Source organism: Streptacidiphilus anmyonensis, assembly GCF_000787855.1.
Lineage (GTDB): Bacteria > Actinomycetota > Actinomycetes > Streptomycetales > Streptomycetaceae > Streptacidiphilus > Streptacidiphilus anmyonensis.
Map to the genome: position 1 here is coordinate 1 of NZ_BBPQ01000089.1, position 22,161 is coordinate 22,161.

Annotated in this window: 17 protein-coding genes; 6 read left to right on the forward strand and 11 right to left on the reverse strand. The window is 72.6% G+C overall.

What is annotated here, in order from left to right; translation table 11 throughout:
* The first annotated feature begins 277 nt into the window (after window positions 1–277).
* From TR50_RS38380 to TR50_RS38390, 3 genes are read left to right on the forward strand one after another with little or no spacing between them, the layout of a single operon-like run.
* Entirely contained in the window at window positions 278–1,306 is a 1,029-nt protein-coding gene (locus TR50_RS38380; protein ID WP_042433720.1) for an iron ABC transporter substrate-binding protein, read from the forward strand.
* Window positions 1,303–2,916 carry an ABC transporter permease gene (locus TR50_RS38385; RefSeq protein ID WP_042433722.1) on the forward strand — a complete coding sequence of 538 codons (1,614 nt, stop codon included), beginning with the start codon at window positions 1,303–1,305 and terminating at the stop codon, window positions 2,914–2,916. The genes TR50_RS38380 and TR50_RS38385 overlap by 4 nt, the downstream gene beginning before the upstream one ends.
* Window positions 2,913–4,049 (forward strand): ABC transporter ATP-binding protein, encoded by a 1,137-nt coding sequence (locus tag TR50_RS38390; RefSeq protein WP_063775237.1) that lies wholly within the window; start codon window positions 2,913–2,915, stop codon window positions 4,047–4,049. Before TR50_RS38385 ends, TR50_RS38390 begins: the two co-directional genes overlap by 4 nt.
* A 34-nt stretch (window positions 4,050–4,083) precedes the next feature.
* Here the strand turns inward: TR50_RS38390 and TR50_RS38395 are convergent, their stop codons facing one another.
* The 8 genes from TR50_RS38395 to TR50_RS38430 all read right to left on the reverse strand — a co-directional run bounded on the left by TR50_RS38395 (window position 4,084) and on the right by TR50_RS38430 (window position 14,630).
* The gene (locus TR50_RS38395) at window positions 4,084–5,826 is read right to left on the reverse strand and encodes a P-loop NTPase fold protein (RefSeq protein WP_052441808.1); all 1,743 of its coding nucleotides are present in this window, start codon (window positions 5,824–5,826) and stop codon (window positions 4,084–4,086) included.
* Window positions 5,827–5,956: 130 nt separating this feature from the next.
* The gene (locus tag TR50_RS38400) at window positions 5,957–8,791 is read right to left on the reverse strand and encodes a DUF5682 family protein (protein WP_042433726.1); all 2,835 of its coding nucleotides are present in this window, start codon (window positions 8,789–8,791) and stop codon (window positions 5,957–5,959) included.
* Complete coding sequence (locus TR50_RS38405; protein ID WP_042433728.1) at window positions 8,788–9,906, reverse strand: ATP-binding protein; 1,119 nt, start codon at window positions 9,904–9,906, stop codon at window positions 8,788–8,790. The genes TR50_RS38400 and TR50_RS38405 overlap by 4 nt, the downstream gene beginning before the upstream one ends.
* Window positions 9,907–9,933: 27 nt before the next feature.
* Window positions 9,934–11,313 carry a VWA domain-containing protein gene (locus TR50_RS38410; protein WP_042433730.1) on the reverse strand — a complete coding sequence of 460 codons (1,380 nt, stop codon included), beginning with the start codon at window positions 11,311–11,313 and terminating at the stop codon, window positions 9,934–9,936.
* Window positions 11,310–12,728, reverse strand: coding sequence for a hypothetical protein (locus TR50_RS38415; RefSeq protein ID WP_042433732.1), 1,419 nt, complete (start codon window positions 12,726–12,728; stop codon window positions 11,310–11,312). Before TR50_RS38415 ends, TR50_RS38410 begins: the two co-directional genes overlap by 4 nt.
* Window positions 12,728–13,255, reverse strand: coding sequence for a hypothetical protein (locus tag TR50_RS38420; protein WP_174514896.1), 528 nt, complete (start codon window positions 13,253–13,255; stop codon window positions 12,728–12,730). The genes TR50_RS38415 and TR50_RS38420 overlap by 1 nt, the downstream gene beginning before the upstream one ends.
* A gap of 105 nt (window positions 13,256–13,360) precedes the next feature.
* The gene (locus TR50_RS38425; RefSeq protein ID WP_042433734.1) at window positions 13,361–13,801 is read right to left on the reverse strand and encodes a YybH family protein; all 441 of its coding nucleotides are present in this window, start codon (window positions 13,799–13,801) and stop codon (window positions 13,361–13,363) included.
* A gap of 7 nt (window positions 13,802–13,808) precedes the next feature.
* Entirely contained in the window at window positions 13,809–14,630 is an 822-nt protein-coding gene (locus TR50_RS38430) for a helix-turn-helix transcriptional regulator (RefSeq protein ID WP_042433736.1), read from the reverse strand.
* An 85-nt stretch (window positions 14,631–14,715) separates the two neighbouring features.
* Between TR50_RS38430 and TR50_RS38435 the strand changes: the two genes are divergently transcribed.
* Window positions 14,716–15,774: a zinc-dependent alcohol dehydrogenase family protein gene (locus TR50_RS38435; protein WP_042433739.1), complete on the forward strand. Its 1,059-nt coding sequence runs from the start codon at window positions 14,716–14,718 to the stop codon at window positions 15,772–15,774.
* A 13-nt stretch (window positions 15,775–15,787) separates the two neighbouring features.
* Here the strand turns inward: TR50_RS38435 and TR50_RS38440 are convergent, their stop codons facing one another.
* Complete coding sequence (locus TR50_RS38440; RefSeq protein ID WP_052441809.1) at window positions 15,788–17,473, reverse strand: MDR family MFS transporter; 1,686 nt, start codon at window positions 17,471–17,473, stop codon at window positions 15,788–15,790.
* 210 nt (window positions 17,474–17,683) lie between these two features.
* Between TR50_RS38440 and TR50_RS38445 the strand changes: the two genes are divergently transcribed.
* A complete protein-coding gene (locus TR50_RS38445) occupies window positions 17,684–18,172 on the forward strand; it encodes a hypothetical protein (protein WP_439654275.1) in 489 nt (162 codons plus the stop codon).
* A 113-nt stretch (window positions 18,173–18,285) separates the two neighbouring features.
* Entirely contained in the window at window positions 18,286–18,969 is a 684-nt protein-coding gene (locus TR50_RS38450) for a hypothetical protein (protein ID WP_084701717.1), read from the forward strand.
* A gap of 6 nt (window positions 18,970–18,975) precedes the next feature.
* On the opposite strand, the gene TR50_RS38455 is transcribed toward TR50_RS38450, so the two are convergent.
* Window positions 18,976–20,457, reverse strand: a complete 1,482-nt coding sequence (locus tag TR50_RS38455) for a glycoside hydrolase family 47 protein (protein ID WP_042433743.1) — start codon at window positions 20,455–20,457, stop codon at window positions 18,976–18,978.
* 178 nt (window positions 20,458–20,635) lie between these two features.
* Window positions 20,636–21,997, reverse strand: a complete 1,362-nt coding sequence (locus TR50_RS38460) for an NAD(P)/FAD-dependent oxidoreductase (RefSeq protein ID WP_042433761.1) — start codon at window positions 21,995–21,997, stop codon at window positions 20,636–20,638.
* Window positions 21,998–22,161: the final 164 nt, after the last annotated feature.

A 22,161-nucleotide genomic window follows, 5' to 3' on the forward strand; every position in this document is an offset into this window, starting at 1 on the left:
CGGGTCTCACCGCCTCCTGATCCGACATCGGGTGGTATGAGGCGGGTCCCGGGGAGCTGATCCCGGGGCCCGCCTCTCGCGTTGCCCCAGCCTCAAAAGAGGATCGAACGGACATTCTTATTCGAGCTGTCGCATGCGTCACAGGGCCTGGGGGAAGAAGGACTCTGTCCAGCCACTAAGGTAAGCCTTGCCTTGCCCTCTTCATGGCCCTGTCGGAGGTTGATCAGTGTACGTCGGTGTGCGGTCGGTGAAGCGATCGGTTCTGTCGGCTGCGGGCATGTCACTCGCCGGACTGTGCGTCCTGTCGCTCACCGCGTGCGGGAGCTCCGGCACGTCGTCGGCCTCGTCCTCCGCCTCCGGTGGATCGCTCGCCGGGCAGACCATCACCGTCTACAGCGGCCAGCACGAGCAGACCATGGGCGCCCTGGTGAAGGACTTCACCACGCGTACCGGCATCAAGGTGCAGCTGCGGTCCGGCGACGAGGCCGAGCTGGCCAACCAGCTGCTGGTCGAGGGCCCGGCCTCGCCCGCCGACGTGTACGTCTCGGAGAACCCGCAGACGCTGACGACGCTGGAGGAGAAGGGCCGCCTCGCCAAGGTCGACGCCTCCACGCTCGCCGCCGTCCCCGCCGGCGACAGCTCCGCCCAGGGCGACTGGATCGGCGTCTCCGCCCGCGAGGCCGCGTTCGTCTACAACACCGGCAAGCTGACCGCGGCCCAGGCCCCCACCTCCGTCAAGGACCTCGCGACGGCCGCGTGGAAGGGCAAGCTCGGCATCGCCCCCTCCGAGACCGACTTCACGCCCATCGTGACCCTCATGATCAAGACCGAGGGCGAGGCCGCGACCAAGACCTGGCTCCAGGGGCTCAAGGACAACGGCAAGGTCTACGACTCGAACGAGGACCTGGTCGCCGCCGTGAACCGCGGCGAGGTCGAGGCCGGGGTCATCGACCACTACTACTGGTACCGGCTCCGCGACGAGCAGGGCGCGTCGAACATCCACAGTGCGATGTCGTACTTCGCCCAGGGCGACCCGGGCGCGCTGGTCGACGTCTCCGGCGCCGGCGTGCTCGCCTCCAGCAGGCACCAAGCCGCGGCCCAGGCGTTCCTCACCTACCTGGTGAGCAAGCCCGCACAGCAGATCGTCGCGACCTCCGAGAGCTACGAGTACCCGCTGCTCGCCGGCGTCGCCGACACCCGCCTCACCCGGAGCTTCCAGCAGGCCGGACCGGTCGACTCGGCCGCGTCCCTCGGTGACGGAAAGCAGGCGCTGGCGCTGATGCAGAACGTGGGCCTGCTGTCGTGACGACCGCCTCCCCCTCGCCGGCGCCCGTCGCTGCCCGCCCGCCGCGCTCCCCGCGGTGGGCCGGGTGGCGGCCGGGCGCCTCGGCGCTTCCGCTGGTCGCCTGCCTGGTCGCGCTGCTGGTCGCCTGCCCGCTGCTCTTCGTCGTCCTCGAGGCCGGGCAGTCCGGCTGGGGCCCGGCCCGCGCGCTGCTCGGCCGCCCGCTCGTGCTGACCCTGCTCGGACACACCGCCGCGCTCACCGCCGTCGTCACCTCCGCCGCGCTCGTCCTCGGCTTCGGCGCCGCCTGGCTGCTGGAACGCACCGACCTGCCGCTGCGCCGCACTTTCACCGTGCTCGCCGCGATGCCGCTGGCCATCCCGGAGTTCGTCCACGGGTACTGCTGGGTCTCGCTGATGCCCTCCGTCCAGGGCCTGTGGGGTGCGGCACTGGTGATGACCTCGTCGCTGTACCCGCTGGTCTTCCTGCCCGTCGCCGCCGTGCTGCGGCGCTGCGACGCGAGCGCGGAGGAGGTCGCCCGCAGCCTGGGCCACGGACGGCTGTCCGTGCTGTGGCGGGTCACCCTGCCGCAGTGCCGCCCGGCCCTGGCCGGCGGAGCCCTGCTGGTCTCGCTCTACCTGCTGGGCGAGTACGGCGCGTTCGCGATGCTGCGCTACACCACCTTCGCCACCGCCATCTTCACCGAGTTCGAGACCGCCTTCGACATGGCCTCCGCCTCGGTGCTCGCCCTGGTCCTGATCGCGCTCGCGCTGCTGGTCGTGCTGCTCCAGGCGTGGGTGGCCCGCCAGCCCGGACGCGTCGTGCGCGAGGGCACGCCGAACCGGCCCGCCCTGCCCGTCCCGCTCGGCCGGGCCACGCCGCTCGCGCTGCTCGGCATGCTCGCCCTGGTCGGCACCGCCGTCGGCGTCCCCGTCTACGCGCTCGGCTACTGGCTGGTCAAGGGCAGCTCCACGACGCTTCCCCCGGCCTCGATCTGGTCGCTGACCGCGACCACCCTCGGCTACGCGATCGCGGCCGCCGCCGTCGCCACCGCCGCCGCGATCCCGGTCGCGCTCTACGCGTGGCGTCGCGAGACCCGGCTGGCCCGCGCGGTGGAGCAGACCGTCTTCCTGACCCGCGCGCTGCCCGGCATCGCCGTCGCGCTCGCGGTGGTCTTCTTCGCGATCCGCTACGCGCAGCCGCTCTACCAGCAGGCGCCGCTGCTCGTAGCCGGGTACGTGGCCCTGTTCTTCCCGCTCGCGCTCACCGCCGTCCGCTCCTCGCTCGCGCAGGTCCCGCACTCCGTGGAGGACGTGGCCCGGTCGCTCGGCACCAGGCCGCTCGCCGTCCTGGCGCGGGTCACCATGCCGCTCATCCTGCCCGGCCTCGGCGCAGCGTTCGCCATGGTCGGTCTGACCGCCAGCACCGAACTGACCGCCACCCTGCTGCTGCGCCCCACCGGCACGGACACCCTGGCCACCCAGTTCTGGACCTACACCACCGGCCTGGCCTGGGGCGCCGCCGCCCCCTACGCGGCCGTGATGACGGCCCTGTCCGTCCCCGCCGTCCTGATGCTCACCCGCCGCACCCTCGGCGGCTCCCGCACCCACACCACCAGAGAGGCTGGGCGATGAGCGGCCTGACCGTCACCGACCTGCACGCCCACCACGGCCGGGCCGAGGTGCTGCGCGGCGTCGACCTGGACGTCAAGGACGGCCGGCTCGCCTGCGTGCTCGGCCCGTCGGGCTGCGGCAAGAGCACCCTGCTGCGCATCATCGCCGGGTTCCACCACGCCACCTCCGGCAGTGTCGCGGTCGGCGACCGCGTCCTCGACGACGGCCGCCGCCGCGAGCGCGCGGAGCGACGCCGCATCGGGTTCGTCCCGCAGGACGGCGCGCTGTTCCCGCACCTGACCGCCGCCGCGAACATCGGCTTCGGCCTGCCGCGCGGCGAGCGCCCGGCCCGGGTGCCCGAACTGCTGGAGCTGGTCGGCCTCGCCGGTCTCGGCGACCGCCACCCGCACCAGCTCTCCGGCGGTCAGCAGCAGCGCGTCGCCCTGGCCCGCGCGCTCGCGCCCCGCCCCGACCTGCTGCTGCTCGACGAGCCGTTCTCCGCGCTCGACGCGGCCCTGCGCGTCGAGCTGCGCACCGAGGTCGCCGCGGCGCTGCGCCGGGCCGGCGCCACGGCGGTCCTGGTCACCCACGACGTCGACGAGGCCCTCGCCTTCGCGGACGTCGTCGCGGTGATGCGCGACGGGCGCATCGTGCAGTCCGGCGCGCCGGACGACCTCTTCCACCACCCCGCCGACGCCCACGTCGCACGTGCGCTGGGCGAGGCGAACCTGCTGCCCGCGACCCTCGCGGACGGCAAGGCGCTGACTCCCCTCGGCGCGCTGCCGGTGACCGCCTCCGCCGGGGCGGACGGCCGGGCGACGGTTCTGCTCCGTCCCCGTCAGCTGCGGGTGACCGACCGCCGCGACGGCATCGACGCCCCCGGCACGCTCTCCGGTCAGGTCGCGGCGGTGCACTTCCGTGGCCACGACTTCCGCGTCGAACTCACCCCGGCTCCCGGCAGCGGCGTCAGCGCGCCCCTCGTCGCCTACACCGACACCACCCCGCCCCCGGCCGGCACCGACGTGCTCATCACCGCCACGGGAACCGCCCACCCCCTCCCCGCCACCGGCGATGCGCCGGCCCCCGGCACGGAGGACGGCCGGGGCGCCCACGACACTCCGGCCCGCGACCACGCGACCGTCGACGGGCACTGAGCGGCCACGGGACGTCCCTGCCGCGGAGTCTTCCTCAGAAGGACCGCGGAGCAGCGAACACGAGCTGTCGGAGCGCGTCGTAGTACGCGCAGACGCCGAGCGCGCCGAGGGCGGCGGCACGTGCCTCACGGGCGGGTGTGACGCGGCCCGTGTAGAAGACGACGGATCCCGAGAAGCCGGCCTTCCGGAAGACGTCGATGTCGCGGAAGCCGGCCTCGGGATCGCTGCCCCGGGCGATGTCGGAGATCAGCACGTCGGGGTGGAGCGACCTGAGCGCGTCGAGGACGGCCTCGCGGTCGCCCACGACGGCGACGACCGCGCCCGCGTGCCGCAGCGCGTCGGCCTCGTTGCGGACCGAGTCCGGGTGATCGTCGACCCAGAGGACGGTCCGCCCCCGGAGGGAGGCCTGGGCGACCGGCGGCTGCATCAGCACCGGGCGTTGCACCAGGGGGAGCTGGCGCAGCCGACGCAGCAGCTCGTCGGCGTCGGGCAGGGCGGTGAGGTCCGTGACCAGCGCGGTGAACGCGTGATCGGCGGCCAGGAGCTTGAACTGGGTCGGCGACTGCTGCTCGAGCTGGATCAGTGCCCGCTCCCGAGCGTCCTTCGCGCCTGAGAGAGCGGGCTCGTCCACGACGACGTCGTGCCGTGAGAACACCCGGCGCAGGACGTCCCAGTCCTTCGCGGCAAGCTCCTCCGGCCGGCGCAGCAGGCTTCGTGCCCGGCGGTACTCGGCGAACTCCGTCAGGGCGTCCACGTCCACATCCCGACCTCCCACCAGAACGCGGTAGAAGTCGGGGTACAGGTACTGCAGCAGGACCGTCCGGATCGCGGCCTCCGGACCGAACTCCTGCCACAGCGGGTTCAGCCCCGCCTCGATGACGAACCCGTTGAGCAGGCGCTTGATGTTCCGGGGATTCCGTCGGGAGTGGTCGACCAGAAGTCCGATCAGCCGGCTGTCCAGCAGGTCCTCGATGCCGCAGCGCCGGGCGCAGCGTCGGACGAAGGCGTCCGCGTGCTCACTGGTCGGCGCGTGCAGCTGGAAGTTGGTCTGGAAGATCTTCTCCATGAACGCCGCGCCGGCCGGCGGCAGGTCCCGAAGCAGCCCCTCCGGACCGAGGACCGATCGGTCGCAGCCCACGACGAACGCCAGCCCGGGAATGTCGAGATAGAGCTTGATCGCCTCACAGACACCGAGCACGGTCTGGGCTGAGCACCGGTCGAGGTCGTCGATGAAGACCACCAGGAGGCGTGACGCGTCGGGTCGTCCGGCCTCGGCCCAGTCCTTCGCGATCTCCTTGATCGCGTCGCGCATCTCGTTGCGCGCCTTCGAGTCCGCGGACAGGGTCTTCCAGAGATCGTCGACGAGTCCCGAAGCCCCGAACGGTCCGGAGGCGATCAGCAGCAGGGCCCTGAGCAGCTTGAGCGCGGCGCCGTGCTGGGCCGCCCGGTGCAGTCCGCGCCGCAGCACGCCGCGGTCGAACGTCGTCAGCACCGACTTGATCAGGCCCTCGAGTGAGTCCCCGCCTTTGGCCGTCCAGGCGTTGTACCAGATCGTGTGAACCCCGGGCGCCTTGTCGAGCCTGTCGCGCATGAGGTGCATGACGCTGCTCTTGCCCATACCCCAGCCGGCGTCGACGGCCAGCGTGAACGGCGTGGAGGCGCGCGAGGCGAGAATCAGGGACGCGAGATGGTCGGCGGGCTGGCGCGAGCCCAGGGTGTCGTCGCGGTCATCCGTCACCGGCTCGTCGTTGAGCAACGAGAACTGGCGCGCTGTCACTTTTCCTTCGGGTAACCCGGCCTCGAGGATCATGGTGGCAAGCGTAGCGAAGCCCGCCCGGCCGCCCGTCCCAACGGGCTTGGCGGGCGGGCCGGTTGGGACGACGCCTCGGCCCGCGCGCCGGTCGCGTTCACCGCTTGGTCAGCAGCGCCTCCAGGGCCAGCGCCGCCTCGGGGTGGGTCGCGAGCAGCCGGGCTCCGGCGGGGGCGGCCGGGGCGGTCCGCCAGGTGGCGTCGCAGCCCAGCAGACGGGCGGCGGCGTCGCAGGCGGCCGGGTGGGCGGCGAGCAGGGCGACGCCTGCGGGGGCGTCGGTTCGGGCCCGGCTGGTGGGTGGTGCGGTCGGGGCGGGCTCGCGCCACGGCGGGACCCACTGGTCCAACTCGGCGAGTCGGCCCGGGAAGATCCGACCGGCCTCGCGGACCAGCAGGGGGGCGAGGTCGGCGTTGTCCGCGCGCAGCGCGGTGATCAAGGTCGGCAGCCACGGCAGCAGGACCGGGTCCGGGAGCCGGCCGAGCGCCTGGGAGACGGCCTCCACGACGACGTCCACCAGGCCCGGGACCGGCTCCAGGGCGTGGACCAGCCCGCTGAGGTAGGCCGGGTAGGAGGGCAGCACCAGCGGGTTGCCGAGCAGCTCGTCGCAGCGGCCGCGCAGCTCGGCGCGGCTCAGGCGGCCGAGCTGGACCTGTGCCGCCCACAGCAGCGCCACCCGCGACGGCTCCTCGGGGTGCGACTGCGCGACGGCGAGCTCCAGCTGGGTCCGGTCGCAGCCCAGCGACAGGGCCAGGGACTCCATGGTGAACAGGAACCCCAGCATCGCCGCGACCTGACGGACCGTCGCATCCTCGTCGACGAAGGCACGTGGCAGCAGTGTGCAGTAGTGCGCGTAGCCGGACGTCACGAACGACTCGATCCACGCCGGCAGGACCGGCTGGCTGGTGCGGTAGTACGCGAGCAGTCGGCGCACCCGGCGCAGCACGTCCGGAGCGCTCTCGACGGTGCGCTCGGTGGCCAGCACCTTCAGCGCGTGGGCCCCGAGCTCGTCGGCCAGTCGGGCCGAGCGCAGATACAAGGTGGCGTCCTCGACGGCCTCCAACACGGTGGCGGTGGTGGCCAGCGGGTGGTACGCCTTGCGGCGCAGCCGCTGCTCCAGCACCTGCTCGACGCTGACGCCCTCGTACCCCAGCTCGATCAGGGCGCGTTGGTGGGTGCCGAGCGCGAGGTCCCAGGACTCCTGGATCGGACGCTGCCCGAGCACCCGCTCGCCCATGATCGGGCGGGCCGTGCCGGCGGGCATCAGGTAGCGCAGCATCCACAACAGGTCGGAGCAGCGCTCCAGTTCGGGCCGGGAGGCGATGTCGAGCAGGGCGCGCTTCACGCCGCGCTGCTGGAGGTTCAGGTCGAGCGGGGCGAGCCGGTCGTGGACGTCGCGCGCCAGCGGCGGCAGCGCGTCGTAGCCGACGCGGCCGATGCGGTCGCCGCCCATCATGATCTCGACGAGGCGGCGTACGTCCCGGCGGCCGGGCACGGAGTCCTTCTCGATGCAGGTGACCGCGGCGTCCTGGAAGTCGTACGGGGTGGGCTTGGCCCGGTCCCGCATCCCCGCCAGCAGGACGGACGTCTCGAACACCGCGATCGCGTCCGCCGTGGACGCGAGGTAGCCGGCCCGGCGTGCGGCGTGGACGATGCCCACCGACCAGCCCAGCAGCTCCGCCTCGTCGACCGGGTCCACGACGCCGGGACGTCGCAGAAACCCGGACAGCCGGTCTGCGGGCGCGGCGGCCCCGGCGGGATCCGCCGCTGTGGCGGGCCCAGGGAGCGCGGAAGGCGCTGAACGCGCGGTGCGCGCGGGCGTCCTGGCTGCGGGCTTCTTCCCGCCGGCCGGTCTCTCCAGGCGGAACGGGACCGCACGGGTGCGCTTGAGGTTCTTCGTCCACTGCGTCGCCGCGATCGACACCGACCCCGGCGCGAGGCCGAACTGCGCCTCGATCGCGGTGTGGCTGGACGGGATCAGACCGTACTGCCACGTCGTTCCGGTGCGCGGCGCGATCTCGAAGCCCGTCGCGCCGTGGACGCCGAACTCCTCGACGCGGCTGGCGGCGTGGAACGCCCCGCACACGTACACCGCCTCGCCCGGGTCCGTGCCGGTCGCGGCGAGGTGCTCGCGCATCCGCGTCCACATGTACCGTTCGCGGTCCTCGTCCACTCGCACCCGGGCGGACTCGCCGGGTGCGAGCCGTCGGAACAGCGAGCCGACGAGGAACATGACCTGCCGGTAGGTGTCGTGGTCGGCGTCGCCCAGCGGCAGCTCGACGTACTGGTGCCACCACTCCGACCAGTGCCGTACCCGGCCGTTGCGCAGCAGGTGCTCCTCCAGCTCCGCGAAGCGCGGACGCAGGTCGCCGATCTCGACGCCGACGGCGTCGCCGTGCAGGGCGGCCTCCTCGTCCGGCTCCTGCTGGTCGGGCGAAGTGGCGCGGCGCGGTTCCCACTGGAAGACGTGGTCCGAGGAGCGGTCCACCAGGACCAGCTCGACGCCCGGGGTGCTCTGGGCGTAGGCGATGGCCTGGTACTCGGCGGACGCCTCGGTGATCGGGGCCACCACCGACAGCGGCCCCCAGTCGGCGGGGAAGCCGTCGAGCTCGGTCGCGAAGGCCTGGACCGCGACCGGCAGCGTGCAGTTGCGCAGCTCGGACAGGAGCGGGGCCATGTCCTCGCAGAGCTCCAGGTAGACCACCTTCGGCTGCTTCTCGCGCAGCCGCCGCGCCATGGCGACGGCGGAGGCGGGGGAGTGGTGGCAGACCGGGAAGATCTCCAGCGGCTCGCGCACGGCGCGGTCGACGTCGTCCACCAGACCCAGCAGCAGGCCCTGGAGCGCGTCCGGGCCGTCGGCGAACGCCGTCGCCGCGTCCTGGAGTTGGCCGCGCAGGGCGTCGAACACGCCAACGGGTGCGGTCGTCGGGCTCATGCGAGGGCCTTCAGCGCGGCCTGGCCGCCCTGGAGGAACTGCGTCCACTCGCCGCTGTTCTGCACGCTGTCCTCGGTACGCGGCGCGACGACCCCGTGCAGGTACTTGTTGAGGATGGGCGTGTCCTCGTCCCGCCGGGCCAGGGAGCTGACGAGGGAGGAGGCGAGCGTGTCGGCCGTCAGGGTCTGCCGGCCGAAGAAGTTGCTGTGCAGGATCGCGTCCTCCAGCACGCCGATCTGCTCGGCGCTGGACAGCGCCGACTCCAGCCGCTCGTCGTCGCTCCCGGCCGCCGCGGACGCCTCGCGCAGGTCGGCGAAGGACTGGAGCAGCACGTCCAGCAGGGTCGGCGGGACGTCCAGGGTGATCTGGTGACGGCGCAGCAGCTCCTCGGTGCGGAACCGCACGATCTCCGTCTCGCTCCTGCGGTTGGTGACGACCGGGATGCGGACGAAGTTGAAGCGGCGCTTGAGCGCGGAGGACAGGTCGTTGACGCCCCGGTCGCGGCTGTTGGCGGTGGCGATGACGGAGAAGCCGGGCCGGGCGAACACGGTGCCGTTCTCCTCCAGCTCGGGCACGGAGATGTACTTCTCCGACAGGATCGAGATCAGGGCGTCCTGCACGTCGCTGGTGGCGCGGGTCAGCTCCTCGAAGCGGCCGATCGCCCCGGTCTCCATCGCGGTCATGATCGGGGAGGGGATCATCGACGCGCGGGACTGGCCCTGCGCGATGACCATCGACACGTTCCACGAGTACTTGATGTGGTCCTCGGTGGTCCCGGCCGTGCCCTGGACGACGAGCGTCGAGTTGCGGCAGACGGCCGCAGAGAGCAGCTCCGCGAGCCAGGACTTGCCGGTGCCCGGGTCGCCGATCAGCAGCAGGCCGCGGTCGGAGGCGAGGGTGACGATGGCCCGCTCGACGATGGCGGCGTCGCCGAACCACTTCTGCTCGACCTTGCGGTCCAGCTGGTCGCCGGGCTGGGAGCCGAGCACGAAGGTGCGGATCATCTTCGGCGACAGCCGCCAGGTGAACGGCTTGGTTCCGGTGTCCACGGACTCCAGCCAGGCCAGCTCGTCGGCGTACTTGATCTCGGCGGGGGCGCGCAGCAGGTCGGACATGTGCGGAGGTGGCCTTTCTAGGCGTGGCTAGGCGAGGAAGGTCTTGAGCTCGTGCACGAGCTTGCGGATGTGGCCGGAGAGGACGGGGGTGCCCAGGTCCTTGAACCGGTCCTTGAACCAGGGGTTGACGCTGCCGCGGCCCGCGCTGGTCACCGAGCCGACGGGGATGAACTTCGCGCCGGAGCGGTGGATCGCCGTCATGCTCGCGAGAAGCGTCTCGCAGCGGGACTCGTAGAAGTCGCTGATCCACACCACGACGGTGTTGCGCGGATCGGTGATCATCGGCTGGACCAGGTTCATCGCGACGGTGCCGTCGGTGCCGCCGCCCAGCTTGGTGCGCAGCAGCGTCTCGAACGGGTCGTGGACCCACGGGGTCAGGTCGAGCGCCTGGGTGTCGTAGGCGACGAGATGCACCCGGACGCGCGGCAGCCCCGCGAAGATCGAGGCGAGGATGGTGCAGTTGACCATCGAGTCGACCATCGACCCCGACTGGTCGACGACCACGATCAGATCCTGCGGCATGGTCTTGCGGGCGGTGTGGCGGTAGTAGAGCTGGTCGACGTAGAGCCGCTCGCCGTCCGGGTCCCAGTTGGGCAGGTTCTTCCAGATCGTGCGCTTCAGGTCGAGGTTGCGGAACGTGCGCTTCGGCGGGACCGAGCGGTCCAGCTCGCCGACGCTCGCCTTCTCCACCTGGGTGCGCAGCACCTCGGCGACCTCGTCGACGAACCTGCGGATCAGGCGCTTGGCGTTGGCCAGGGCGACGCCGTCGAGGTTGCCCTTGTCCCGCAGCAGTTGCTCGATCAGCGACATGCTCGGCGTGAGCTGTCCGGCCAGCTTGTTGTCGGCCAGCAGCTCGCGCAGCCGCATCCGCTTGACGAGGTCGGCCTCGATGCCGGCGAGCTCCGGGCCGAGGCCGCGGCCGAGGTCGGGACCTGTCCCGGGCCCCGGACCCGTCCCGGGCCGGGCGGCGCGAAGCTGCCCGGGTTCGCAGCCGAGCGCGCGCTCCAGCCACCCCGTGTCGGACTGCCAGCGTGCCAGCTGACCGGCCGTCACCTCACCCCGGCCGGTGGCGAAGGTGTTCAGCAGCAGCTTGGAGACCAGCGCGGCCCGGCGCACCTCGGCGGCCCGGTCCCGCTCGCCGTCATGGGCGGGGACGGGGACCATCACCGAGTCGAACTCGTCCGCCAGCTGCGGATGCCGTTGCACGATCGCGTCGATCGACGCCTGCGGATCCAGCAGCGCGGCCGGCAGGCCGAGGTCCTCGGTGACGTCGAGCGAGGCCGTCTCCAGCGTCGGCTGCTCCTCGGGGTCGAACAGGCGGGCCAGCAGGCGCCAGTACAGGACCTGACGGCGGTTCGCCTCCGTGTCGGGCACGGCGACGTCGGGCGGGGTGGTGGTGTCGGTCATGAGCGCAGCAGCCTTCCCGCACGTTCCCGCAGCACCGTGACGGCGTCGGTCGCGGCCTTCTCAGCCTTCGCCGCGTTCTTGTCGCTCGTCCCGCCGGCCCAGGCCCCGGCCTGGGCGACGGCGGCCTTGCTCTTCGCGGCGCTCTGCACCGCGAGCGGCTGGAGCCGGAACCGGCCGGCGTCCCAGCGCAGCAGGCCGACGCAGGCACGGGACCCGGCGACCGCCTGCGGTGTCAGAGGCGACGCCGCGGGCACCCGGCCGGTGTCGACCGCGAGCCGCTCGCCACCGATCACGAAGGCGACCTCGGCGCCGCTGCCGTCGACCGTGTAGCCCTCGACGAGGACCGGCTCCGCGATCCGGGTCGGGTGACGGTCGAGCGGCGCCGTCGCGCCGGAGCGGACGGCGGGCAGTGCGACGCGTGCGGTGGTGAACACGTCCGCGCTCTCGCCGACGTGGGCGCGGTCATCGCTCCAGAGCAGGTCGCCCTCGTCGGTGACGGGCATGCCGGTCAACTCCATCGCGCGGCCCTCTCCGGCCGCCGCCAGCAGCGACAGGTGCGGTCGCAGCAGCTGCCACGCGCCCGCGCCGACCACCGTGTCCGGCTTCGGCGCGGACACGGACGCCCGTACCAGCCTCGCGGGGCCGCCGTCCGCGGGTTCGAACACCGCGTGGACCTGGGCCTGCACGCCCGTCGCATGCTCGTGCAGATCCACACCGAGGGGCAGCAGCCGCCCGGTGAGCGCGGTGCTCGCGGCCCCGGCTGCGGACTCGGCCGCGGCCCCGGCTGCGGCGATCGCGCCGGGCTGGGTCAGCAGCATCCCGCGCGCCCACAGGTCGGCCCAGCGCCGCAGCGGTATCTGCTCAAGGGTGCGGCCCGGACAGGACGCGGCGAGCTCGGCGGCGAAGCCGTCCAGCAGCACCGCGAGCCGCCGCAGCTCGGCCGAGGGGAGCAGCGCGGAGACGACCGGGGCGGCCGTGGCCGCCAACTCGTGGTCCATGCCCCGCCAGCCGGCCCGGGCCACGTCGCACAGCCACGCCCGCGCGGAAGCCAGCAGGTTCACCGGCAGCGGCGCGCCCGGCTCGAACGGCGGCGCCGCCTCGCGGGGACGCCCGGTCGCCTCGTCGACCCGCGCCAGCACGGCGTCGTGGACCGCGCCGAAGAGCGCGGTGCGGCCCGCGGCGAGGGCGACGAGGTGCTCCTCGCCCGCCACACCGGCCGCCGCCTTCTCGGCCGCCTCGGCGACCAGCGCGGCGATCGGGGAGCCGGCGACCGCGTCGGCCAGCGCGTTCAGCCCGGCGGCCTGGGCGGGTTGCGGGCGCAGCAGCCCGCCCGCGAGGACCTCGTCGAACGCGTCCACGGCCGCGAGCGCCTCGTCGAGGTCGGGCAGCTCCGCGGCCAGCAGGTCGGCGCGCATCACGCCACCGCCCCGGCCGTGGGGAACCAGTGCATCTCGGGGAGCGGCGCGGTCGTCGCGGGCAGTTCCAGGTACGCCAAGTGGCGCAGGAACCGGGAGAACACCTGCCCCGTGACGGCCTGTCCGTCGGCCGACTGCTGCGGACGCACCGCGCTCATCGCCGCGGTGAGCTGCTGCGCGGTCGGGACGGCGGCGGTCCCGGCGGCGTCGGCGGCCTCGGCGGTCTCGGCCTGGAGGTAGCGGGCGACGCGCGCACCGCCGTACTGGAGCACGGCCTCGCCGACGAGCGCCGTGACGTGGTTGCAGAAACCGCCGCGGAGCCCGCCGCAGGGCCGGTTGTTGTTGGTGCGGCACGCGAACGCGAAGTCGCCGGCGGCGACGGACGACACGTAGACGCGTGAGATGTCCGATCCGCTGGACACCACGCCCTGCAGTCGCCCGTCGGCGAGTTCGACGAACGGGACCTTCGCGAGCTTGCGCGGTCGCGCGGACGGGACCACGCGCACCAGGCTCGACTCCTCCCACATGGGCAAGGCGCTGCCTCCTGACGGCAGAAAGGGGGATCGTCACGCCGGAGCGGCGGGAACACGATCAACCTAGCCGGGAGGTGTGACAACGCCTCATGCCGCCCGTCAGGGCCGGAGGTCGGCGACCCCCTTGCCGGTGGCCACGTCGAAGGGGACGGATGCCTGGTCGTGGACGATCAGCCAGTCGCCGTCGATCCGGCGGAAGCAGAACGTGCCGCGGACCCACATGCCGTCCGTCGCGGACCCGTTCGCGAGCGTTCCGCCGAGCCGGCCGAAGCCGTGCGCGAAGGCCACTTCGCCGCCGACGGTGACGGACAGGTCCCGCAGCTCGTAACGCGCCTCCGAGAAGAACGTGAACACCCCCGCCCAGTTCTTCAGCTTCGCCTCGATCCCGACGTGCTGAAGCGGCGGCTCGACGTCGAAGGAGACCACGTCCGGTGCGTAGACCCGCCGCAGGGCCTCGAGATCCTTGGCCTGGATCGCCTCGACGATCCGGTCCATCCGCTGCCGGATCCCGGCCTCGTCAAGCTCGTGCTGCGTGGGCATGGCTCTCCTACTCTTCCTTCTCGGCCGTCGGGGACGGCGTGTTCTGGTCGTGGCGGTCACGCAGGTAGGCGGCCGTCGCCTCGTCGGCGGGCAGGAACGCCTCCAGGTGCAGCTCCGCCAGGGCGACGTCGGTGGCGGTGGCGAAGCTGGTGAGCGTGGTGATCAGGCGCAACTCGCCGGACCCGGCGCGCAGCCTGAGCGGGACGGCGAAGCCGAGATAGCCGGGGTCCGGTGCGGCGTGTGGCAGGTAGCCCTCCAACTCCTCGAGCAGCTTCTGCATGTCGGGGTCGGGGCTGGCACGGAGCCGGGTGCGCATGGACTCGGTGACGTGGCGGCCCCATTCGGGCAGGTTGAGGACGCGCTGCGCCATGCCTCGGGGGTGCAGCGCGAGCCGGCGCACGTTCAGCGGCGGGCCCAGCAGTTCGGGGACGCAGCCTGAAGTGAACAGGTCGAAGGCCGCATTGGCGTCGACCAGCACGCCCTGCCGGGTCACGATCACCGCCGGGTACGGCAGATGGCCGTCCAGGATGCTGCGTAGCGCGGTCCGGACCGGCTCCAGCCCCGGCGCGTCCAGGCCGGACTCCTCGAAGGCGGGCGCGTAGCCCGCCGCCAGCAGCAGGGCGTTGCGTTCGCGCAAGGTCAGGCTGAGCGACTCCGCGAGCCGGATCACCATCTCGCGGCCCGGTCGGGAGCGGCCCTGCTCCAGGAAGCTGAGGTGGCGCTGGGTGGTCTCGGCGGCTATGGCGAGGTCCAGCTGGCTCCAGCGCCGAAGCGCCCGCCACCGGCGCAGCTCGGTCGCGAATCCGGTCGGTTCCGCCACAGTCGTCACAGGGCCATCCTGGTCGGCCCGGCGTGGTCCCGCGATACCTTCCAGGGAATCGCGGACCTTCACCGCGCCGCCCAGACTCGTCAACATGAGTGACGAACCCACCGACATCGGCAAACCGACGGACCTCGACGACGCACTCGCCTACCGGCTCGACCCCCTGCGAGGACTGGACGGTCTCCGCGTCGTTCCGCAGCCGCGACCCACGCCAGGACCTGGGCAGGTCCTGGTGCGGGTGCGGGCGGCCTCCGTGAACCGGCGCGACCTGATGCTGATGGACGGCGAGTACCCGCTTCCGGCGACGCCCGGCGTCGTCCCGCTGTCGGACGGCGTGGGCGAGGTCCTCGCGCTGGGGCCGGGCGTGACGCGCGCCGCCGTCGGCGACCGGGTGACCGCCACCTATTACCAGCGCTGGGTGGCGGGCCCGCAGCGGCTCGCCGCCGTGCGCGAGCAGCACGGAGCGAACCACGACGGCTGGTTGGCCCGGTACGTGCTGCTGGAGGAGGAGTCGGTGGTCCACGTGCCGGACCATCTCACCGACGCCGAGGCGGCGTCCCTGACCTGCGCCGGGGTGGCCGCCTGGGCGGCGGTCACCAAGCCCGCCCCGCCGGGGCCGGGGGAGACGCTGCTGACCGTCGGCAGCGGCACGGCGGCGCTGTTCGCCGTGCAGTTCGCCCGGATGCACGGGGCGCGCGTCGTCTGCGTCACCTCCTCGCCGGAGAAGGCGAAACGGCTGCGGGCGATCGGCGCGGACGAGGTCGTCGACCGGTCCGAGACCCCCGACTGGCAGGTGGCGGTGCGGGAGCTGACCGGTGGCGACGGCGTGGAGCACGTGGTGGACGCCGTCGGCCTGGCGACCTTGCCGCAGTCCGTCGCCGCGGCGGCCTACAACGCCCGGATCACCCTGCTCGGCGCCTTTCCGGCCGTCGCGCCCCTGGCGGACCCCTTCGCCGGGAACTACGTGTCGATCCGGCGCATCGCGGTCGGCAGCCGGACCGACTTCGAGGAGATGAACCGGGCCCTGGCCGCGCACCGGCTGCGGCCCGTGATCGACCGCGAGTTCCCCTTCGAGGCGGCCCGCGAGGCCTACCGGTACTTCCGGGACGGTGGCGCGTTCGGCAAGGTCGTCGTCACGCTGCGGGACTGAGGCGCGAGGGCCCTCAGTGCTTCGTGCCCTCCGTGCTGCCCGTGGTCTCGGCGGCGGAGACGTAGGCCTTCTCGCGCAGCGGGAGCTCCTTCAGGAACCAGGACAGCACGAACGCGGCGAGCCCGATGGGCACGCCGACCAGGAAGACCACGTGCAGCGAGCTGTCGAAGGCCTGGATGAAGCCGTGCTTGACCGGCGGGGGCAGGGCGTTCAGCTGGGCCGGGTTCGCGGTCACGGTGCTGCCGTGGACCTGCTGGACGGCGGACGGCGGCAGGTACTTCGGCAGGTTCTCGGTCAGCTGCCGGTTGAACACCGCGCCGAGCGCGGAGACGCCGAACGAGCCGCCGATGGTGCGGAAGAAGGTCGTCGCCGAGGTCGCTGCCCCCAGCTGATGGCGCGGGACGGCGTTCTGCACGGCGACGACCAGCACCTGCATGACCAGTCCGATGCCGAACCCGACCACGAACATGTACGCGGAGGAGACGGCCAGGCTCGTGTCCGGCTGCATCAGCGACAGCAGCCAGACCCCGAAGGTCATCACCGCGGTGCCGATGATCGGGAAGATCTTGTAGCGTCCGCGCGCGGTGACCATGCGCCCGCTGGTGATGAAGGTGATCAGCATGCCCAGGATCAGCGGCAGCAACTGCAGGCCGGAGCTGGTGGGGCTGGCCGCGTGCACGGTCTGGAGGTACAGCGGGATGTAGATGATGACGCCGAACATCGTCGCGCCGATGAGGAAGCCCATCGCGTTGGCGACGGTGAAGACCCGGGAGCGGAACAGTTCGAGCGGCAGCACCGGCTCCTGGGCCCGCCGCTCGACCAGGACGAACAGGGCGATGAGGACCACCACGCCGACCGCCAGCAGGATGATCTGCGGCGAGGCCCAGCGGTAGGTCGTCCCGCCCCAGGTGGTCAGCAGGATCACCGTCGTCGCGGCCGCGCCGAGCAGCGCCGCCCCGGCGTAGTCGATGCTGCGCCGGGTGCGGCTGCGCGGCAGGTGCAGCACCGCCGCGATCAGGAACACCGCCACGGTCCCCAGCGGCAGGTTGATGTAGAACACCCAGCGCCAGCTCAGATGCTCCGTGAAGAAGCCGCCGGCCAGCGGCCCGATCACCGAGGAGGCGCCGAAGACCGCGCCGAAGTAGCCCATGTACCGGCCGCGCTCGCGCGGGCTGACGACCTCGCCGATGATCGCCTGCGCCCCGACGATCAGCCCGCCCGCGCCCGCGCCCTGGATCGCGCGGAAGGCGATCAGCTGGAGCATGTTCTGCGACAGCCCGGACAGGGCGGAGCCGATGAGGAAGATGATGATCGCGGCCTGGAACAGCTGCTTGCGGCCGAAGAGGTCGCCGAGCTTGCCCCACAGCGGGGTCGTGATGGTCGAGGTCAGCAGATAGGCCGTGACCACCCACGACAGGTGGTTGAGCCCGTGCAGGTCGCCCGCGATGGTGGGCAGGGCGGTCGCCACGATGGTCTGGTCGAGTGCGGCCAGGAACATGCCCATCATCAGCGCGGACAGGATGATCAGGATCCTGCGGTGCTCGGCCTTGGGATCGGGCTCCGTCCGCGCGGCCGTTCCCGCGCCTGCTCCTGCGCCCGCGCCTGCTCCCGCGCCTGTGCCCGCGCCCGCGCCCGGCCCTACGTCCGCGCCGGGCGCTGCGGGCGGGCCCGGCTGGCGGTCGGCTGGTTCCGCGGTCACGCAGCACCTCCTGGCCTGAAGCCCCCCTTCAGGCTAGTCAGCTGTTCCGGGCGGGTAAACCGCTGGGCGCTGCGCGCGTTGTGCCCGGATCCCGCCGTATCGGGCGCGGACCGGACGGGAATACGACAGGCATACGCAGGAGGGGTCCGGTGGCGGCGGAGCGGGACCGTGGTGTGGCCGGGCCGCGCTGGAGGAGAAGGGGAGACTGTGGTGACGCTCGCGGTGACAGGGCACAGGGATCTGACCGACCAGACCGCCGAGCTCGTCCGCGCGGAGCTGCGCAAGCTCCTCGCCGCGCGGGCGACCGAGGGCCCACTGGTGGGCCTCAGCTGTCTGGCGGCCGGCGCGGACACGATCTTCGCCGAGGAACTGGTGGACGCAGGGGGTGAGCTCGTGGTGGTGTTCCCCGCCCGGGGCTACCGCGAGAGCCGCGGCCACGCCGCGCACGCGCCGAGCTTCGACCGGCTGGTCCGGGCCGCCGTCGAGGTCCAGGAGCTGCACTTCAGCGAGGTCTCGCAGGAGGCGTACCAGGCGGCCAACGAGGTGCTGCTGGCTCGCGCCGACGTGGTCGTCGCCGTCTGGGACGGACAGCCGCCCGCCGGGCCGGGCGGCACGGGTGACCTGGTGCAGCGCAGCCGCGACGCGGGCGTCGAGGTGGTCCGGGTGTGGCCGGAGGGCGCGGAGCGCACCGGAGGATAGCGGCCATTCGGGCGACGCGCCGTCAGAAGCGGACCAGCTTCCCACACCCCGTCGGATCTGGAAGGCTGACGCGCGGCTCTCCCACCCTCACCCGAACGTACCAAGGAATCACCGTGCGCCGAACTGTCCTGGCCCGCCCCGTCCTGGCGGTGGCCACCGTGCTGCTCGCCGCCGCCGTCGCGGGCTGCGCCCACACCTCAGGGAAGACGACCGGCTCGGGCGACCGCGCCTCGGCGGGCGCCTCCGCCGGCGGCTCGCAGGCGGCCGGTGACGCCGCCGGGCCGCTCGCGGAGGGCCCCGGGCCGAAGTCCCACTACACGGTCGCGTCCCAGCCCGCGGCCGACAGCTGCCACTACGGGAACGACGACGGCCAGCCGCTGCCCGACGCCCGGTGCACGCCGGGCGCCGTGTCGCCGGCGGTGACGCAGGCCGACATCGGCGACACCATCTGCCGCAAGGGCGGCTACACCGGCGGGATCCGGCCGCCCGCGTCGGTGACCGACGCCGAGAAGCGCAAGAACGCCGCGTCCTACGACTACACCGGCTCGCTGCACGACGCCGAGTACGACCACCTGATCAGCCTGGAGCTGGGCGGCGACCCGAACGACCCGCGCAACCTGTGGGTCGAGCCCCCCTCCCCGGGCCACAAGCCCGGCGCGGGCCCGAACAACCCGAAGGACGCCGTCGAGACGCGGCTCCACACCGCCGTCTGCGGCGGCCAGGTGACGCTGGCTCAGGCCCAGCAGGCCATCGCCTCGGACTGGGTCACGGCGGAGTCCCGGCTGGGTCTGAAGTAGGCGCGGCTACTTCGCGCCCGCCAGGACCTTGCCCTCGGTGGAGAGGATGCCGGAGCGGTAGTCGAAGCGGGGGGTGTGGGAGAAGACCAGCCAGACGTACTTGAAGTTCTCCGCGAACCAGTACCCCGGCGTCAGGTCCCCGTGCCGGACCGACGACGAGGTGACGTGGTCCGCGACGGTGTACCCGCCGGCCACGCGCAGGTGGGTGCGGACGTTCTCGAACCAGCGCCACGCCGCCTCCTTGTAGCTCGCGGCGCCGGTGATCCGCCACAGGTCGAACGCGGAGTTGGCGTACTCGGGCCGCAGCTGGCTGCCCTGGTCGACGATGCTGAAGTCGGTGTAGTCGATGGTCTCCGGCAGGACGGGGTAGCGGTCCATCGCCGCGGACCAGGAGCGGAAGTAGGAGGCGGCGTGGGTGAGGTCGCCGCCCTTGGCGAGCAGGCCCGCGTAGAACGCGGCGAGTTCGGACTGGTGGGTCGGGCCGGTGCGGCGGCCGGTCGAGGCGTCGACGCCGTGGAACCAGAGGCGGCCGCCGCGCACGTCCGACTGGTGGGTCAGGATCGGGCGGGTGAAGTCCTGGTACCAGCTGGTCAGCTGACTGTCCCCCAGAAGCTGGCCGCCGCCCCACAGGTACTCGTAGAAGGAGTCCACCGGCGGGTTGGGGGCGGTCGAGGTGTGGTCGACCCAGCGGCCCGTCTCGGCGTCGATGGTGGTGCCGAGCAGGCTGAGCGAGCTGGCGCGCGACAGCACCGCCCGGTAGGCGCGCATCGCCGCGTCGTAGTAGCGCGAATCGCCCACCAGTTGGGACAGCAGGCCGAACTCCATCACGTTGGTGCCCGCTTCGGCCAGGGCGACCTGGCTCCCCTGCGCCTGGCCGGTGCGCAGGTTGACGTGGGTGTACGGGATGCCGGTGGGGGAGGAGGTGAAGGCGGGCAGCAGTCGGTCCGCGAACTCCTGGGCGAGGGAGAGCAACGCGGCACTGCCCGTCGTCAGGTGGCCCGCGATCAGACCGCCGACGAGGCGGATGATGGCCTCGAAGACGTGGATGTCCACGTCCTGCGTCGGGTCGAGGTTGCTCTCGACCCAGCTGCGAGCCTGCGCCAACTCGTCGTCGCATCCCATCAGGTAGAGGGTGTCGAGGGCCTCGACGATGGAGAGGCCGAAGCTGTGGCCGTCGGCGAAGAAGTCGTTGTGGCCGCCGCTGAGGGGGCGCAACTCGTCGTAGCCCCAGGCCTTGGCGGTGTAGCCGTACCAGCCGTGCAGGTATTCGGCGCGGATCGCGGCCGCGGCCTGCGCGTCGCTGGGCAGCGCGGCGCCCTCGAGGAGCGGCGCCGCCCGCCGACGGCGTGCCGTGCGGTCCGCGGCGGCGGCCTGTTGGACTCCTGGCACGGCCGCCGCCGTCGTCAGCAGCGCCGAGCCTGCGGCGGAGCCGAGTACGAGGCGGCGGGAGGGGCGGGGCAGCCGAGGCGACGCGGAGTGATCGAGCATGCACGCAAAGGTATGACCACTGCCTTTGTGTCAATCCGCCACATCATCGTGTCGTCGTGAATACCGCACGGACGGGTGACACGCGTGGCGGGTGCATGCCAGAATCGTCGGGCCCTGGACGGCGCAGGTCGCAACCCGCCGCCCAGGGCCTCGGACCGGCCGTGTCAACGGCCTCGCGTCACTGGTGGCGCGCGTGCAGCGCGGCCGTGTGCTGCTTGATCTGGTCCTTCGTCAGATACGAGTCGGTGTACTCGAAGTCGCGCAGCCGTGCCGGGCGCCGCGCCTGGAAGCCGGTGCGCACGTAGTCGTCGCCGGCCACCGCGTTGAGCAGCCAGTTGGTCATCACCCTGACCTTGGCGACGTTCGTGCGCAGCGCCATCAGGTGGTAGCCGCGGGCGACGCCCTGGGCGGCGATGCCGTGCAGCTCGATGCCGAGCGGCTTGGAGACGGCGTCCGCACCACCGAGGTCCACGACCAGGCCGAGGTCCTTGTGGAAGTACGGCTTGGTCTCCTGGCCCCGGAGCAGGGCGATGACGTTGTCGGCGACGACCTTGCCCTGACGCTGCGCGTGCTGGGCCGTCGGCGGGCAGACCGCGCCGTCGCCGCTGGCGAGATCCGGAACGGCGGCGGCGTCGCCGAGGGCGAAGACGCCGTCGCACTGCGGCACGCGCATCTCGGCCGTCACCGCGAGACGCCCGCGCACGGTCTCCGCGTCCAGGGTGCCGACCAGCGGGCTGGCGGCGACGCCGGCGGTCCAGATCAGCGTGCGGGCGGGGATCACCCGGCCGTCGGTGAACTTGACCGACTCCTCGCCCGCCTCCGCGACGGAGACGCCGAGCGAGATCTCGATGCCGCGCTTGCGCAGCAGGTCCATGGCCTCGGTGCCCAGCAGGTCGCCGAGCTCCGGCATCAGCTTCGGGGCGATGTCGACCAGGTGCCACTTGATCAGGTTCGGGTTCAGCCTCGGGTAGCGCTTGACCGCGTTCGCGGTGACCCGCTGCAGGCAGGCCGCCGTCTCGGTACCGGCGTAGCCGCCGCCGACCACGACGAAGCCGAGGCGAGAGATCCGCTCCTGCTGGGTCTGGGCCGCGTCCGCGAGGTCGAGCTGCGCCAGCACGTGATCGCGGACGTAGGCCGCCTCGGCCAAGGTCTTCATGCCGCGCCCGTAGTCGGCCAGCCCCGGGATGTCGAAGGTCCGGGTGACGCTGCCCGGCGCGAGCACCAGGTAGTCGTACGGCTCGGCGATCATCTCGTCGGTGATCTTCCGGGCGATCACCATCTTCGCCTTCGCGTCGATGCCGATCGCGCCGCCCGGGACGATCCGCGTCCGGCGCAGCATTCGGCGCAGCGACACCGCGACCGACTGCGGCGTCAGCACGCCGGCCGCCACCTGCGGCAGCAGTGGGAGGTAGAGCTCGTAGCTGAACGGCGCGATCATCGCGATCTCTGCCTCGCTCGGTGCGAGCTGGCGCTCCAGCCGTCGCGCGCACTCGACGCCGGCGAAGCCGCCGCCGACCACCAGGATCCGGGGTCGTTCCATCGTGCCCATCCCTCACGGTCGTGGTCACTGTCATGCGTGGTCCGGCTGGCCGCTCCCGGCCACAGGGAACCGGCGGGCACCCAGGACCGCCGGATGTCACCGCTCCCCGCCACACTGGCACGCTCCCGGATCCCTCGCCACCGCGCAAGACCGTCCGACGGACC

Bases quoted from the DNA above. Each gene is read 5' to 3' on its own strand.
- TR50_RS38400 (WP_042433726.1), bottom strand. From the start codon at position 8,791: ATGAGCCCGACGACCGCACCCGTTGGCGTGTTCGACGCCCTGCGCGGC.
- TR50_RS38455 (WP_042433743.1), bottom strand. From the start codon at position 20,457: ATGCTCGATCACTCCGCGTCGCCTCGGCTGCCCCGCCCCTCCCGCCGC.
- TR50_RS38415 (WP_042433732.1), bottom strand. From the start codon at position 12,728: ATGCGCGCCGACCTGCTGGCCGCGGAGCTGCCCGACCTCGACGAGGCG.
- TR50_RS38410 (WP_042433730.1), bottom strand. From the start codon at position 11,313: ATGACCGACACCACCACCCCGCCCGACGTCGCCGTGCCCGACACGGAG.
- TR50_RS38380 (WP_042433720.1), top strand. From the start codon at position 278: ATGTCACTCGCCGGACTGTGCGTCCTGTCGCTCACCGCGTGCGGGAGC.
- TR50_RS38405 (WP_042433728.1), bottom strand. From the start codon at position 9,906: ATGTCCGACCTGCTGCGCGCCCCCGCCGAGATCAAGTACGCCGACGAG.
- TR50_RS38435 (WP_042433739.1), top strand. From the start codon at position 14,716: ATGAGTGACGAACCCACCGACATCGGCAAACCGACGGACCTCGACGAC.
- TR50_RS38460 (WP_042433761.1), bottom strand. From the start codon at position 21,997: ATGGAACGACCCCGGATCCTGGTGGTCGGCGGCGGCTTCGCCGGCGTC.
- TR50_RS38420 (WP_174514896.1), bottom strand. From the start codon at position 13,255: ATGTGGGAGGAGTCGAGCCTGGTGCGCGTGGTCCCGTCCGCGCGACCG.
- TR50_RS38390 (WP_063775237.1), top strand. From the start codon at position 2,913: ATGAGCGGCCTGACCGTCACCGACCTGCACGCCCACCACGGCCGGGCC.
- TR50_RS38425 (WP_042433734.1), bottom strand. From the start codon at position 13,801: ATGCCCACGCAGCACGAGCTTGACGAGGCCGGGATCCGGCAGCGGATG.